At 71.8% G+C, this 16,435-nt stretch carries 8 protein-coding genes and 2 pseudogenes; all 10 read left to right on the top strand.

The genetic code is table 11. From position 1 onward, the window contains the following. Window positions 1–16 precede the first annotated feature (16 nt). Window positions 17–358, top strand: a complete 342-nt coding sequence (bldG, locus tag ACFQZ6_RS19965; protein ID WP_010986038.1) for an anti-sigma factor antagonist BldG — start codon at window positions 17–19, stop codon at window positions 356–358. 116 nt (window positions 359–474) lie between these two features. Next, window positions 475–909: an ATP-binding protein gene (locus ACFQZ6_RS19970; protein ID WP_381611069.1), complete on the top strand. Its 435-nt coding sequence runs from the start codon at window positions 475–477 to the stop codon at window positions 907–909. 367 nt (window positions 910–1,276) lie between these two features. Further along, window positions 1,277–3,693: pseudogene (locus ACFQZ6_RS19975) on the top strand (sodium-translocating pyrophosphatase). Window positions 3,694–3,887: 194 nt separating this feature from the next. Further along, complete coding sequence (locus ACFQZ6_RS19980; RefSeq protein ID WP_381611071.1) at window positions 3,888–4,484, top strand: small secreted protein; 597 nt, start codon at window positions 3,888–3,890, stop codon at window positions 4,482–4,484. A 380-nt stretch (window positions 4,485–4,864) separates the two neighbouring features. After that, complete coding sequence (locus tag ACFQZ6_RS19985) at window positions 4,865–6,403, top strand: DUF7059 domain-containing protein (protein ID WP_449334077.1); 1,539 nt, start codon at window positions 4,865–4,867, stop codon at window positions 6,401–6,403. 249 nt (window positions 6,404–6,652) lie between these two features. Further along, window positions 6,653–6,850, top strand: a complete 198-nt coding sequence (locus ACFQZ6_RS19990; RefSeq protein WP_381611075.1) for a hypothetical protein — start codon at window positions 6,653–6,655, stop codon at window positions 6,848–6,850. 267 nt (window positions 6,851–7,117) lie between these two features. Further along, a complete protein-coding gene (gene topA, locus ACFQZ6_RS19995) occupies window positions 7,118–9,943 on the top strand; it encodes a type I DNA topoisomerase (protein WP_381611077.1) in 2,826 nt (941 codons plus the stop codon). A 164-nt stretch (window positions 9,944–10,107) separates the two neighbouring features. Continuing rightward, entirely contained in the window at window positions 10,108–13,269 is a 3,162-nt protein-coding gene (gene tmk, locus ACFQZ6_RS20000; RefSeq protein ID WP_381611079.1) for a dTMP kinase, read from the top strand. 117 nt (window positions 13,270–13,386) lie between these two features. Then, window positions 13,387–14,591, top strand: a pseudogene (locus ACFQZ6_RS20005) (DNA polymerase III subunit delta'). A gap of 167 nt (window positions 14,592–14,758) precedes the next feature. After that, window positions 14,759–16,357: an alpha/beta hydrolase gene (locus tag ACFQZ6_RS20010; RefSeq protein WP_381611081.1), complete on the top strand. Its 1,599-nt coding sequence runs from the start codon at window positions 14,759–14,761 to the stop codon at window positions 16,355–16,357. Window positions 16,358–16,435 lie beyond the last annotated feature (78 nt).

The raw sequence follows: 16,435 nt of genomic DNA on the forward strand, positions 1-16,435 counted from the left end.
AGGTGCTGGAGGATCCGTGGACCTGTCCCTGTCGACCCGTACCGTCGGCGATCGTACGGTCGTCGAGGTCGGTGGCGAAATCGACGTATATACCGCGCCCAAGCTGCGCGAGCAGCTGGTCGAGCTGGTGAACGACGGGAATTTCCACCTCGTCGTCGACATGGAGGGCGTGGACTTCCTCGACTCCACCGGGCTCGGCGTGCTGGTCGGCGGCCTGAAGCGGGTGCGTGCCCATGAGGGCTCCCTGCGCCTGGTCTGCAACCAGGAGCGCATTCTGAAGATCTTCCGCATCACCGGCCTCACCAAGGTGTTCCCGATTCACACCTCGGTCGAGGAAGCGGTGGCGGCCACCGACTGACCCGCGGCCCGGACGGTGTCCGGGCGGTGGAACGCAAGACGTGGAACGCAAGACGGGGGGCGGGCTCTCGGCGGCCCGGCCCCCCGACAGCACGCCCAGAGCTCCGAGGGGGATGCATGGCCACCGTCGAACTCCGCTTCAGCGCGCTGCCCGAGCATGTGCGGACCGCCCGTCTGGTGGCCGCCGCGGTGGCACGCAGGGCCGGGGTGGACGAGGCCGTCCTCGACGAGGTCCGGCTCGCCGTCGGTGAGGCGTGCACGCGTGCGGTGGGGCTGCACCAGACCGGTGGCATCACGGCGCCGGTGAAGGTGCTGCTGATCGAGGAGGAGAAGCAGTTCTCCATCGAGGTCGGCGACGAGGCGCCCCACGTGACCCCCGCCGAGCGCGCGGCCGGAGCCGAGGTGCCGGACGCGGAGGCCGAGGAGGACGAGATGGGCCTCGCGGTCATCAGCGGCCTCGTCGACGACGTCGAGGTCACCGCCGGGGAGCAGGGCGGGTCGATCAGGATGACCTGGCCGACGACGCCCCCGGCGACCGCCGTACTGCCCTGACCAAGGGCTGCCGCGTGCCCTGAGCCAAGGGCTCGCGCGCGGCGCTCCCACCGATCACTACCCCGAAGGGCCCCACCGGTGTGGGGCCCTTCGGCATGTGCGGCCGGTGATGACTGTGCCTAGAGTGAAAGCGCACGGTAATTCGTGAAGCAATTCACGAACTGCGGCCTGATCTCATCCACATGCTTCAAAGGCATTACGCCAAAAGGGTTCGGTGAGTTGTCGCGATCTTTTGCCGAGGAACAGCCGAGGAACGACTGAGGAACAAGTGAAGGCGAATTCCGCTTACCGCGCACTGTTTTGATCAGGCTAAGATCCCTAGAATCCGTCCACATCTTGAGCTCAGCCCAAGCGTCAAGGAGGACGAATGGCGGGGCTTTCTACCCCTCATCAGCTGGACGACCCCACTACCTTCGCGGCCGCAGTGCTGACCGACGACAACCGTGTCATCGTGATGGTCATCGCGGCCGTCGCGCTGGCCGCGCTGGTGGTCGCCGGTGTGCTGCTGCGGCAGGTGCTCGCCGCGGGCGAGGGCACCGACAGCATGAAGAAGATCGCGGCGGCGGTCCAGGAAGGCGCGAACGCCTATCTGGCCCGGCAGTTGCGCACACTCGGCGTATTCGCCGTGATCGTCTTCTTCCTGCTCATGCTCCTGCCCGCGGACGACTGGAATCAGCGCGCCGGACGGTCGGTGTTCTTCTTGATCGGCGCGGCGTTCTCGGCGGCCACCGGCTATATCGGCATGTGGCTCGCCGTACGCAGCAATGTGCGGGTCGCCGCGGCGGCCCGTGAGGCCACTCCGGCGGAGGGTGAGCCGGAAAAGGATCTCACCGAGGTCTCGCACAAAGCGATGAAGATCGCTTTTCGTACGGGCGGTGTGGTCGGCATGTTCACGGTGGGCCTCGGCCTGCTCGGCGCCTCCTGCGTGGTGCTGGTGTACGCCGCCGACGCGCCGAAGGTGCTGGAGGGCTTCGGTCTCGGCGCCGCCCTCATCGCCATGTTCATGAGGGTCGGCGGCGGCATCTTCACCAGGTCGCCGACGTCGGCGCGGACCTGGTCGGCAAGGTCGAGCAGGGCATCCCGGAGGACGACCCGCGCAACGCCGCGACCATCGCGGACAACGTGGGCGACAACGTCGGTGACTGCGCGGGCATGGCGGCCGACCTCTTCGAGTCGTACGCCGTGACCCTGGTCGCCGCGCTGATCCTCGGCACGGCGGCCTTCGGTGACTCGGGGCTGGCGTTCCCGCTGCTCGTCCCCGCCATCGGGGTGCTCACCGCGATGGTCGGCATCTTCGCGGTCGCCCCGCGGCGCGCCGACCGCAGCGGGATGAGCGCGATCAACCGCGGGTTCTTCATCTCCGCGGTGATCTCCCTGGTGCTGGTGGCGCTGGCCGCCTTCGTCTACCTGCCGGGGACGTACGGCGAGCTGGACGGCGTCACCGACGCCGCCATCCGGGCCAAGGACGGCGACCCGCGGCTGCTCGCGCTGGTCGCGGTGGGCATCGGCATCCTGCTCGCCGCGGTGATCCAGCAGCTCACCGGGTACTTCACCGAGACCAACCGGCGCCCGGTGCGGGACATCGGCAAGACCTCGCTCACCGGCCCCGCCACCGTCGTACTCGCCGGTATCTCGGTGGGTCTGGAGTCGGCCGTCTACACCGCGCTGCTGATCGGGCTCGGGGTGTACGGGGCGTTCCTGCTCGGCGGTACGTCGATCATGCTGGCGCTGTTCGCGGTGGCGCTGGCCGGGACCGGTCTGCTCACCACGGTCGGTGTGATCGTCGCGATGGACACCTTCGGGCCGGTCTCCGACAACGCGCAGGGCATCGCGGAGATGTCCGGCGACGTCGAGGGCGCGGGCGCGCAGGTGCTCACCAACCTGGACGCGGTGGGCAACACCACCAAGGCCATCACCAAGGGCATCGCCATCGCCACCGCCGTCCTCGCGGCGTCGGCGCTCTTCGGGTCGTACCGGGACGCCATCACCACCGGCGCGCGCGACGTGGGCGAGAAGCTCACCGGCGAGGGCGCGCCCCTGACGCTGGCGATGGACATCTCGCAGCCCAACAACCTGGTCGGGCTGATCGCGGGCGCGGCGGTCGTCTTCCTCTTCTCCGGGCTCGCCATCAACGCGGTGTCGCGGTCGGCGGGCGCGGTGGTCTTCGAGGTGCGGCGGCAGTTCCGCGAGCGGCCGGGGATCATGGACTACAGCGAGAAGCCGGAGTACGGCAAGGTCGTCGACATCTGTACGAGGGACGCGCTGCGGGAGCTGGCCACGCCCGGCCTGCTCGCGGTGATGGCGCCGATCTTCGTCGGGTTCACCCTCGGCGTGGGCGCGCTGGGCGCGTTCCTGGCGGGCGCGATCGGGGCGGGGACGCTGATGGCGGTGTTCCTCGCCAACTCCGGTGGCGCGTGGGACAACGCCAAGAAGCTGGTGGAGGACGGTCACCACGGCGGCAAGGGCAGCGAGGCCCATGCCGCGACCGTCATCGGTGACACGGTCGGCGACCCCTTCAAGGACACGGCCGGTCCCGCGATCAACCCGCTGCTGAAGGTGATGAACCTGGTGGCGCTGCTGATCGCACCGGCTGTGATCAAGTTCTCCTACGGCGAGGACGAGAACATCGGCGTACGGGTCCTGATCGCGGCGCTCGCCTTCGTGGTGATCGTCGGCGCGGTGTACGTCTCCAAGCGGCGCGGCATCGCCATGGACGAGGACGAGGATGACGCCGGTTCGGCCGATCCCTCGCCCAAGTCGGCCGATCCCGCGGCGGTTTCGTAAGGAGGTCCGGTCGGCTCGGCTCCAAGGGGCGGGCGGGTGGCGCGTGTTGGCGCGTCACCCGCCCGCCCCATGATGTTCACGCCTTCTCCGTGAGCCTTCTCTCGCCTGGCGCAAAAGGCTGTAATGATGGTCATATCGGACGCTCGCCGCACATTTGTCTCCCACATGGCGTGTATGTTCCGGGGCCGAGAGCCATGGAAGGGGCCAATCCGGTGAACAAGAAGCTCGCGGTCGCACTGTCCGGCGGTGCGGTACTGGTACTGGCGCTGACGGGATGCGGCGGGGACGACACCAACGAGAAGCTGGACGCCTGGGCCAAGGAGGTCTGCGACGGCGTGCAGCCGCAGGCCAAGAAGATCGCTGACGCCAACGCCGCGATCCAGAAGGAGACCTCGGACAACAGCAAACCGGAGGACGTCCAGAAGACCGACTCCCAGGCGTTCCAGGACATGTCCGAGGCGTACAAGGCGATCGGCGCGACCGTGGAGAAGGCCGGGGCCCCGGACGTCGAGGACGGCGAGAAGAAGCAGCAGGACGCCGTCAAGGAACTCAACGGCATCTCCTCCTCCTACGCCTCCCTCCAGAAGCAGGTCGACGCGCTCGACACCAAGGACCAGGCCAAGTTCGCGGACGGCCTCAAGGACATCGCCACCGAGCTGGAGAAGCTCAGCAAGAGCGGCAACGACGCCCTCAGGACGCTGGAGGAAGGCGAGGTCGGGCAGGCGATGAACCGCCAGGAGAGCTGCAAGAGCGCCACCGCCTCGGCGTCGGCACCCGCGACGCAGGGCTGATCCGGGGTTCCGGCTGCGGCGGGCGGCCCGCGTGGGTGCCTTGCCGTCCCGCGTGAGCACCTCGCCGCTCGGCGCGAGCACGTGGCCGCTCCGCGTGAGCACCTGGCTGCCCCGCGTGGGTGCCTCGCCGTCCCGCGTGAGTACCTGGCTGCCCCGCGTGAGCACGTGGCCGCTCGGCGCGCACGTGGCCGCTCGGCGTGAGCATGTGGCCGCTCCACGTGGGTGCCTCGCCGTCCTGCGTGTGCGCCCCGCCGCTCCGCGCGAGTAGCCTGCCGCCCCGCGCGAGCACCTCGCCGTCCCGCGCGAGTAGCCTGCCGCCCCGCGCGAGCACCTCGCCGTCCCGCGTGCGTGGCGGTACGGGACTGGGGGCGCGCGTCACAATGGGGGGCGTGAGTAACGCCACCCTGCCTCCGCTGCCCGCAACCGACCGTCCCGATGTCACCGCCCGGCTGCGGGACGCCCTGCTCGGCGCCGCCTTCACCGCCGACGGGCTGCTCGAACTGCTCGGTGCGCCCGCGTACGCGGCGCTGGCCCGTAGTGAAACGGTGCCCGCGCTCCGGGCGACCCGCGGCGACACGCCGCTGGAGACGCTCGTACGGCTCTTCCTCTTGCAGCAGCCGGTGCCCCACGCGCGCGTGGCGGACGTGCTGCCCGTCGACGGGTGCCTGGAGAGCGGCTGGCTGGTGCGCGTCGGCGGACCCGGCGGGGACGAGGTGGCCGCGACCGTGGACGTACGGCCCTACGGCGGGCCCGGCGGCGAGGACTGGTTCATCGTGTCCGACCTGGGCTGCGCGGTCGGCGGGGCGGGCGGCATCGGCAGGCGGGACGAGGGCGTCGTCCTCGGCGTCGGCGGTGCGTCGACCACGCTCGCCGGGATCACCGTGCGCACGCCCGTCACCGCCGCCCTCGACCTCGGCACCGGGTCCGGCATCCAGGCCCTGCACGCCGCCCAGCACGCCACGCGCGTGACGGCGACCGACGTCAACCCGCGCGCGCTGCACATCACCGCGCTGACGCTCGCGCTGTCCGGGGCGCCCGGCGCGGAACTGCGCGAGGGGTCGCTGTTCGAGCCGGTCGCGGAAGGGGAGACGTACGACCTGATCGTGTCGAACCCGCCGTTCGTGATCTCGCCCGGCGCGCGGCTGACCTACCGGGACGGTGGGATGGGCGGGGACGATCTGTGCCGCTCGCTCGTTCAGCAGTCGGGGGAACGGCTGAACGTGGGCGGGTTCGCGCAGTTCCTCGCCAACTGGCAGCACGTGGAGGGGGAGGACTGGCAGGACAGGGTGCGGTCGTGGGTGCCGCGCGGCTGCGACGCCTGGATCGTGCAGCGTGAGGTTCAGGACGTCACGCAGTACGCGGAGTTGTGGCTGCGGGACGCCGGTGACCACCGGGGCGACGTAGCCGAGTACCAGGCGCGGTACGACGCCTGGCTGGACGAGTTCGAGGCACGGAAGGTGAAGGGGGTCGGATTCGGCTGGATCACCCTGCGCAGGACGGGGGCCGCAGTGCCCTCGGTGACGGTCGAGGAATGGCCGCATCCGGTCGAACAGCCGCTCGGGGACACGATCCGGGCGCACTTCGAACGGCTCGACCACCTGCGCACGCGGGATGACGCCGCCCTGCTGGAGGAGCGGTTCCGGCTGGCCGCGGAGGTCGTCCAGGAGCAGGTCGGGCTGCCCGGGGCGGAGGATCCGGAGCATGTGCTGCTGCGTCAGAACCGCGGGATGCGCCGGGCCACCAAGGTCGACACGGTCGGCGCGGGCTTCGCGGGCGTCTGCGACGGCACGCTGACCGCGGGGCGGATTCTGGACGCCATCGCGCAGTTGGTGGGCGAGGACCCGGTGCTGCTGCGGGACCGCACCCCGGCGCAGATCCGGTTGCTGGTGGAGCAGGGGTTCCTGGAACTGGCGGAGTGAGGGGGGGGGCGACCGGTCGGCGTGCGGCCCTCCTGCGAATGTGACCAATTCGGCTGGACGTGACTGATTCGGCCACGCGCGCTCCCGCCGCCGCCCCGGCGCCCGCGGGGTCGGCAGTGGCCTTCGCGGTGCCGCCCTCTCGTGGCCGTCGCCCCCGCGTTCACCTCAGGTTCGCCTGGGCGCAGTCCGCGCGTGTCAACCTCCGGTGGACTGGGCACTCGGGACCGGAGAGAAGGGGCGCACGCGGCCATGGAGAGCGGACCGGCGATCTTCGCGGGCGTGGTGTTCGCCCTGTTCGGGAGTGGCCTGTTGGTGTGGACGGCGGCCCGGGTGCGGCGCCGCCAGTCCGTCGCCCACGGTGTGAGCCCCATCGCATCGGCGGCCGTCGCGAGCGTCGCCGGAGTGATCGCGCTGGCCGTCGGCGCGTGGTGCCTCACCCGCCTCTGAAGACGTCCGACGCGCTGCTCCCCGGGCGCGGAAGCACAGCTCCCCGGGTAACTGGGAGATCACGCTCCGGAACGACCTGAAGGCGCCGGTGTCGACGCTGGGCGGCAGGAATGGCGGGAGTCGGGTTACCGTTCGAGTGGCCGTTGCGGGCTTTTCCCGTTTGACACGGGGGCGGGATGTACCGTCACACTCCGCAGCGTCACCCGTACCCACCCCCGGGACGAACACCTGGGGAGGCCCCAGCCTCGACCGGAGAGAAGAGCGAAGTTGTCCCCGACCAGCGAGACCGCGAACGGCGGCCGCCGACTCGTCATCGTCGAGTCGCCTGCCAAGGCGAAGACGATCAAGGGCTATCTCGGCCCTGGCTACGTCGTCGAGGCGAGCGTCGGGCACATTCGCGACCTTCCCAACGGCGCCGCCGAGGTGCCCGAGAAGTACACCGGTGAGGTCCGCCGCCTCGGTGTGGACGTCGAACACGACTTCCAGCCCATCTATGTGGTGAACGCCGATAAGAGGGCCCAGGTCAAGAAGCTCAAGGACCTGCTGAAGGACTCCGACGAACTCTTCCTCGCCACCGATGAGGACCGCGAGGGCGAGGCCATCGCCTGGCACCTGCAGGAAGTCCTCAAGCCGAAGATCCCGGTCAAGCGCATGGTGTTCCACGAGATCACCAAGGACGCGATCCGGGCCGCCGTGGCCAACCCGCGCCAGCTCAACCAGAAGCTCGTCGACGCCCAGGAGACCCGCCGCATCCTCGACCGCCTCTACGGCTACGAGGTCTCGCCGGTGCTGTGGAAGAAGGTCATGCCGCGGCTGTCGGCGGGCCGTGTCCAGTCGGTCGCCACCCGGCTCGTGGTGGAGCGGGAACGCGAGCGCATCGCCTTTCGTTCTGCTGAGTACTGGGACCTGACGGGCACCTTCGCGACCGGCCGCGCGGGGGACGCGTCGGACCCGTCGTCGCTGGTCGCCCGCCTCCAGACCGTCGACGGCAGGCGGGTCGCGCAGGGCCGCGACTTCGACTCCCTGGGACAACTGAAGAGCGCGAACACCCTCCACCTCGACGAGGCGAACGCCCGCGCCCTCGTCACCGCGCTGGAGAACACCCAGTTCTCCGTGCGCTCGGTCGAGTCCAAGCCGTACCGCCGCTCGCCGTACGCCCCGTTCCGTACGACGACGCTCCAGCAGGAGGCCTCCCGCAAGCTCGGCTTCGGCGCGAAGGCCACCATGCAGATCGCGCAGAAGCTGTACGAGAACGGCTACATCACGTACATGCGTACGGACTCCACGACGCTGAGCGAGACGGCGGTCGCCGCCGCCCGCGCCCAGGTCACCCAGCTCTACGGCGCCGACTACCTGCCGCCGCAGCCGAGGACGTACGCCGGGAAGGTCAAGAACGCGCAGGAGGCGCACGAGGCGATCCGCCCCTCGGGTGATCGTTTCCGCACCCCCGCGGAGACCGGGCTGACCGGCGACCAGTTCCGGCTCTACGAGCTGATCTGGAAGCGGACGGTCGCCTCCCAGATGAAGGACGCGACAGGCAACAGCGTCACGGTCAAGATCGGCGGCACCGCGGCCGACGGCCGGGACGTCGAGTTCAGCGCCTCCGGCAAGACGATCACCTTCCACGGCTTCCTGAAGGCGTACGTCGAGGGCGCCGACGACCCGAACGCCGAGCTGGACGACCGCGAGCGCAGGCTGCCGCAGGTCAGCGAGGGCGACCGGCTCACCGCCGAGGAGATCACCGCCGACGGGCACGCCACCAAGCCGCCCGCCCGCTACACCGAGGCGTCGCTGGTCAAGGAGCTGGAAGAGCGCGAGATCGGCCGCCCGTCGACGTACGCGTCGATCATCGGCACGATCCTCGACCGCGGCTACGTGTTCAAGAAGGGCACGGCGCTCGTGCCCTCCTTCCTCTCCTTCGCCGTGGTCAACCTCCTGGAGAAGCACTTCGGGCGGCTCGTCGACTACGACTTCACCGCCAAGATGGAGGACGACCTCGACGCCATCGCCCGCGGCGAGGCGCAGGCCGTGCCGTGGCTGCGGCGCTTCTACTTCGGCGAGGGCACCGGTAACGGCGGCGCGGCCGACGCGGGCAACGGCGACGGCGACCACCTCGGCGGCCTCAAGGAACTCGTCACCGACCTGGGCGCCATCGACGCCCGCGAGGTCTCCTCGTTCCCGGTCGGGAACGGCATCGTGCTGCGCGTCGGCCGCTACGGCCCGTACATCGAGCGCGGCGAGAAGGACACGGAGCAGCACCAGCGCGCCGACATCCCCGAGGACCTGGCGCCGGACGAGCTGAACGTGGAGCTGGCGGAGGAACTGCTGGCCAAGCCCAGCGGCGACTTCGAGCTGGGCACGGACCCGGCGACCGGCCACACGATCGTCGCCAAGGACGGCCGCTACGGCCCGTACGTCACCGAGGTGCTCCCCGAGGGCACCCCGAAGACCGGCAAGAACGCGGTCAAGCCGCGGACGGCCTCGCTGTTCAAGTCGATGTCGCTGGACACGGTCACGCTCGACGACGCGCTGAAGCTGATGTCGCTGCCCCGGGTCGTCGGCACGGACGCCGAGGGCGTGGAGATCACCGCGCAGAACGGCCGCTACGGCCCGTACCTGAAGAAGGGCACGGACTCGCGGTCCCTCCAGTCCGAGGAGCAGCTCTTCACGATCACGCTGGAGGAGGCGCTGGCGATCTACGCGCAGCCCAAGCAGCGGGGCCGCGCCGCCGCCAAGCCACCGCTGAAGGAGCTGGGCGAGGACCCGGTCAGCGGCAAGCCCGTGGTGGTGAAGGACGGCCGCTTCGGCCCGTACGTCACCGACGGCGAGACCAACGCGACCCTGCGGTCCGGCGACAGCGTCGAGACGATCACCTCGGAGCGCGGCTTCGAGCTGCTCGCCGAGAAGCGGGCGAAGGGGCCCGCCAAGAAGACGGCGAAGAAGGCACCGGCGAAGAAGGCCCCGGCCAAGAAGACGGTGGCGAAGAAGACGGCCGCCAAGAAGACGACCGCCGCGAAGAAGACCACGACGGCGGCCAAGAAGACCACGACGGCGAAGAAGGCGACCGCCTCCAAGGCGACGTCCGACGACTGACCTCGTAGCTCGTAGCTCGTAGCTCGTAGCTTGTGGCTCGTGGCTCTCGTAGCTCGTGGCTTCCGGTTCGCAGAACGAACGCCCCGGCATCGCTTCGATGCCGGGGCGTGCGAACGTTCGGGTGAGCGCACTGGCGTGTCGGTGCGGGCCGATAGGCTGAAAGCATGACGCGAGCCGAGCAGCCCACGGCCCACCACCCGGCCCCCGACGACGCCCTGGTCGCGGACTCCCGCGAGCGCGCCGTCCGCGCCCTGTTGCGCCGCCCGCAGTTGCGGCGGTTGTGGAGCGCACAGTTGGTGAGCGGGGTCGGTGACACCCTCGTTCTGCTGGTGCTGGTCCTGCTGGCCCTCCAGGCGGCGATCGTCGAGGGCTCCTTCGGGGGCGGCTACCGGGGCGTGGCGTTCGCAGTGGCGACCGTCTTCGCGGCGCGCGTGCTGGCGACGCTGCTCTTCGGCGCCGTACTCCTCGGCCCGCTCACCTCGCTCACCTCGCAGGACGGTCCGCTCGACCGCCGCTGGACGATGGTCGGCGCGGACGGGCTGCGGGCCGTGCTGCTGATCATCGCGCCGCTGTGGATCGACTGGACGCCGGACGACGCGCTGGCCTTCCTGCTGGTGACCGCGTTCGTGACGGGCGTCGCCGAGCGGTTCTGGACGGTGTGCCGGGAGAGCGCGGCGCCCGCGCTGCTGCCCGCCCCGCCCCCCGAGGGCGCGACGGTACGACCGCTGCCGGACCACATGGACGCGCTGCGCCGGCTGTCCCTGCGGACGACGTTCGTGTCGGTCCCGCTCGCGGGCGCCGTCCTGGTTATCGCGGGATTGTTCAACAATCTGCTGGGTGCCGGGATCGACTGGTTCGCGGAGCACCAGGCGGCCCTCGCCTCGTACGTCGCGGCCGGACTGTTCGCCGCGTCGCTGTCCGTGCTGACGTTCCTGGAACTGCCCGACACGCGCACCCCGCGCGCGCGGTCCCCGCTGGAGGGCCTGCGCCGCCCCAAGACCGGTACCGGCCTGGACAAGGGCCGCACCGGCGCCGTCACGCTGCTGGTGCTCGCCAGCGCCTCCGTCGCCGGGGCGGTCGCCGCCGTCGTCGCCGTGTCCGTACTGCACGCCAAGGACCTCGGCGGCGGCCCCGTCCTGTACGGCCTGCTGGTGCTCGCCCTGACCGGCGGTGTCGTCGTCGGCATCCGTACGGCGCCGAAGGTGCTGGTGTCGCTGTCGCGGCGCCGTCTGCTGGCGCTGGCGATCGCCTTCACCGGCGTCGCGCTGCTGGCCGCCGGGCTCGTCCCCGACGTCACCACCGTGCTGCTCGTCGTCGCGCTGGCCGGGGTCGGCGCGGGCGTCGCCGCCAACACCGGGCACACCCTGCTCGACCAGGAGGCCGAGGACTTCCGCCGGGCGCGGACGACCGAGCACCTGCACGCGGTGGTCCGCGTCCTGGTGGCGCTCGGCGTGCTCGTCGCGCCCCTGGTCGCCGCGCTCATCGGGCCGCACCGGCTGGAGAACGGCAAGTTCGTCTTCGCGCACGGCGGGGCGGCCTTCACCCTGATGCTGGTCGGCGCGCTGCTGCTGCCGGTGGCCGCGCTGGTGCTCGCCAAGCTCGACGACCGCTCCGGCGTGCCCCTGCGCAGCGACCTGCGGGACGCGCTGCTCGGCGGCGACGAACCGGCGACGGTGCCCGCCGCGTCCGGCTTCTTCATCGCCCTGGAGGGCGGCGACGGCGCGGGCAAGTCCACCCAGGCCGAGGCGCTCGCGGAGTGGATCCGGGCCAAGGGCCACGAGGTCGTCCTCACGCGCGAGCCGGGCGCCACGCCGGTCGGCAAGCGGCTGCGCTCCATCCTGCTGGACGTGTCGTCGGCGGGACTGTCGCACCGCGCGGAGGCGCTGCTGTACGCCGCGGACCGCGCCGAGCACGTCGACACCGTCGTACGGCCCGCCCTGGAGCGCGGCGCCGTGGTGATCTCCGACCGGTACATCGACTCGTCGGTGGCCTACCAGGGCGCGGGCCGCGACCTGTCCCCGACCGAGATCGCGCGGATCTCCCGCTGGGCGACCAACGGGCTGGTGCCGCACCTGACGGTCCTGCTGGACGTCTCCCCCGAGGCCGCGCGTGAGCGGTTCACCGAGGCGCCGGACCGCCTGGAGTCGGAGCCTGCGGAGTTCCACGCGCGCGTGCGGTCCGGTTTCCTGACGCTGGCCGCCGCCGACCCCGGGCGGTACCTCGTCGTCGACGCCGGGCAGGAGGCCGAGGCCGTCACAACGGTGATCCGGCACCGGCTCGACCAGTTGCTACCGCTCTCCGAGGCCGAGATCCAGGCCCGCGAGGAGGCCCGCCGCAAGGCCGAGGAAGAAGCCCGGCGCAAGGCGGAGGAAGAGGCCGCGCGGAAGGCCGAGGAGGAGCGCCTGGAGCGTGAGCGCCAGGAACAGCTCGCGCGGCTGCGCGCCGAGGAGGAGGAGCGCAAGCAGCGCGAGCTGGAGGAGGCGCAGCGCCGCGAGGCCGAACGGCAGGCGGAGGAGGCCCGGCAGCGGGCCGAGGAAGCACGTCGACGGGCCGAGGAGGAGCGGCAGCGGCTGCTCGCCGAGGAGAAGGCGCGCGCCGAGGAGGAGGCCCGCCGCAAGGCCGAGGAGGAACGCCGCCGCCAGCAGGCCGAGGAAGAGGCCCGGCTGCACGCCGAGGCGGAGGCGCGGCGCCTGGAGAAGCAGCGCAAGGCCGAGGAGGCGCTGCTGCGCGCCGAGGAAGCGCGCCGGGCGGCCGAGCAGGCCGCTGCCGCCGCGGCGACCGGCCCCCGGCAGCCGACGCCGCCCGTCGTGCCGCCGGAGGCGGTGACCGAGCCGACACCGGTGATCACGTCCCCCGACGCCGGGCCGACCGCCGGGGACCGCGGCTCCGACGCCGAGGTGACCACCGAACTGCCGCAGCCGGGGGTGCCCTCGGGCGCGTCGGACGAGACGGCGGTACTGCCGCAGGTCGCCCCCGGGGCCGCCGACGAGACGGCGGTGCTGCCGCCGGTGCCGCCGGGCGCGGCGGACGAGACCGCCGTACTGCCGCAGGTGCGGGAGGAGGACCCCGCGGACCGGGTGCCGTCGGACTTCTTCCGCAAGCCGGAGCCTGAGCCCCGGCCGGACCGCGGCGAGGACCGCACGCGCGAGCTGCCCCAGGTCGACCCCGACGGCACCCCGCGCCGCCGCCCGCGCTCCGACTGGGCCGAGGAGACCCCGCTGGACGACCTGCCGAGCCTGGCGGACGAACTGCTGGGTTCGTACGAGGACGAGGGGCACGAGGAGGACGGCGGAGCCGGGAGGGGCGGCCGGGGCCGTCGGCGCTGAGACCGGGCTGCCGGGCGTTGTCAGTGGTCGCCCGCACAATGGAAGCCGCGAGGAATTAGCGACGCGGAACGCACCGCGTACGAGGTGCTGTGTGGTGAGGGAAAGGCGGCGTGACCCATGACCGTGTGGGACGACCTGGTGGGCCAGGAGAAGGTGTGCGAGCAGCTCGCCGCCGCCGCTCGGGACGCTGACGCCCTGGTCACCGCCGTCGCCACGGACCAGCCGCTGCCCGAGACGTCGAAGATGACGCACGCCTGGCTGTTCACCGGCCCGCCCGGAGCGGGGCGTACGCAGACGGCGCGGGCCTTCGCCGCCGCGCTCCAGTGCGTCAGCCCCGACCGCGCCCTGGGCGGCGCCCCCGGCTGCGGCTTCTGCGACGGCTGCCACACCGCGCTGGTCGGCACCCACGCCGACGTCTCCACGGTCGCCGCGGTCGGCACCCAGATCCTCGCGGACGACATGCGGGACACCGTCCGCAAGTCGTTCACGTCCCCGGCGAACGGCCGCTGGCAGGTCATCCTCGTGGAGGACGCCGAGCGGCTGAACGAGAAGTCGGCCAACGCCGTCCTCAAGGCGGTGGAGGAGCCCGCGCCGCGCACGGTGTGGCTGCTGTGCGCCCCCTCGCTGGAGGACGTCCTGCCCACGATCCGCTCCCGCTGCCGCCACCTGAACCTGCGGACGCCCGCGGTCGACGCCGTGGCCGACATGCTCGTCCGCCGGGAGGGCGTCGAACCGGAGGTCGCCGCCGCGGCGGCCCGCGCCACCCAGGGCCACGTCGACCGGGCCGCCGCCTCGCCACCGACCCGGCGGCCCGTGAGCGCCGGGCGGCCGTACTCAAGCTGCCGCTGCGGGTCGACGACGTGGGCGGCTGCCTGAAGGCCGCGCAGGAACTGGTCGACGCCGCGGCGGAGGACGCCAAGCAACTCGCGGAGGAGATGGACGGCAAGGAGACCGAGGAGCTGAAGGCGGCGCTGGGCGCGGCCCAGGGCGGTCGGCTGCCGCGCGGCACGGCGGGTGTGGTGAAGGAGCTGGAGGACAAGCAGAAGCGCCGCCGCACCCGCACCCAGCGCGACAGCCTCGACCTCGCCCTGACCGACCTCACCGCCTTCTACCGCGACGTCCTCGCCCTCCAGCTCGGCTCCAGGGTCGCGCTGGCCAACACGGACGCCGAGGACGCACTGGAGCGGCTGGCGCGCGGCAGCTCACCGGAGTCGACGCTGCGCCGGATAGAGGCGATCGCCGCGTGCCGGGAGGCGCTCGACCGCAATGTGGCGCCGCTGCTGGCGGTGGAGGCGATGACGATGGCGCTGAGAGCGGGCTGAGCGCGGACGGGGGCGGGCTGAGCGCGGGCGGGAGCGTGCTGAGCGCGGATGGGGGCGTGCTGAGCGAGGACCGGGGCGTGCTGACCGCTCACCGTGAGCGATCACTCATACAGGCGATTTCACGCACGGAGAGCTGTTGATCCATCGCTCAGCGTTACGCTCGGTGAATGCACACAAGGCGTCTCCACCGCAGGCCCAGGTCCCGTAAGGGAGCCACGCTCCTCGCCGTCGCCGCGCTGCTCGTCTCGGCCTGCTCCGCCGGGAGCGCGACGGGCTCCGCCAGATCCGCGGCGGAATCGGCCGACGCGGCGGTGGCGCTGGCGGCGCTGCCGAAGGCCACGCCGTCCGCTCTCGCGTCGTACTACGGGCAGAAGCTCCGCTGGCGCGAGTGCGGTGTCGAGGGCTTCGAGTGCGCCACGATGCGGGCGCCGCTCGACTACGCCGAGCCCGGCGAGGGCGACATCCGCCTGGCCGTCGCCCGCAAACGGGCCACGGGTCCCGGCAAGCGGATCGGCTCCCTGCTGGTGAACCCGGGCGGACCGGGCGGTTCGGCGGTGGGCTACCTCCAGTCGTACGCGGCGCTGGGCTATCCGGCGCCGGTGCGGGCCCGGTACGACATGGTGGCGATCGACCCGCGCGGGGTCGCCCGCAGCGAGCCCGTCGAGTGTCTCGACGGGCCGGACATGGACACGTACACCCAGACGGACACGACACCCGACGACAGCCGGGAGACGGACGCGCTGGTCGACTCGTACAAGAAGTTCGCGGAGAGCTGCGGAGCCAACGCGCCGGAACTGCTGCGGCACGTCTCCACCGAGGAGGCGGCGCGTGACATGGACATCCTGCGGGCGGTGCTGGGAGACGAGCGGCTGACGTACGTGGGGGCGTCGTACGGGACGTTCCTGGGCGCGACGTACGCGGGCCTCTTCCCGGACCGGGCGGGTCGGCTGGTCCTGGACGGGGCGATGGACCCCTCGCTGCCCGCGCGGAAGCTCAACATGGACCAGACGGCGGGCTTCGAGACGGCGTTCAAGGCGTTCGCCGAGGACTGCGTACGGCAGCGGGACTGCCCGCTCGGCGGCGCGAACACGACACCGCGGCAGGTCGGACGGAACCTGAAGGCGTTCTTCGACAAGCTGGACGCCCGGCCCGTCCCGACCGGGGACGCGGACGGCCGCAAGCTGGGCGAGTCGCTGGCCACCACCGGCGTCATCGCGGCGATGTACGACCAGTCGGCCTGGCCGCAGTTGCGGGAGGCGCTGACCGCGGCGATGCGGGAGAACGACGGCGCGGGCCTGCTCGTCCTCTCGGACAGCTACTACGAGCGCGAGGCAGACGGCACCTACTCCAACCTGATGTCCGCCAACGCCGCCGTGAACTGCCTCGACCTCCCGGCCGCCTTCGACACCCCCGACCAGGTCCGCGAGGCGCTCCCCGACTTCCAGAAGGCGTCCCCGGTCTTCGGTGAGGGCCTCGCCTGGGCCTCCCTGAACTGCGCGTACTGGCCGGTCGCGGCGTCCGGCGAACCCCACCGCATCGAGGCGGAGGGCGCCGCTCCGATCGTCGTCGTCGGCACCACCCGCGACCCGGCGACGCCGTACCGCTGGGCCCAGTCCCTCGCCGACCAGCTCTCCTCGGGCCGCCTCCTCACCTACGAGGGCGACGGCCACACCGCCTACGGCCGCGGCAGCGACTGCATCGACTCCACGATCAACACCTACCTCCTCCGCGGCACCCCTCCCACCGACGGCAAGCGCTGCTCCTGACCCCGGCCCTCCGCACCCCTCCGGGCTGGTGCGGAGCACCCCCGGAAACTGTGTAGACTTACCGACGTTGCCGATCGC

It is taken from the genome of Streptomyces flavalbus (assembly GCF_042674625.1).
Lineage (GTDB): Bacteria > Actinomycetota > Actinomycetes > Streptomycetales > Streptomycetaceae > Streptomyces > Streptomyces flavalbus.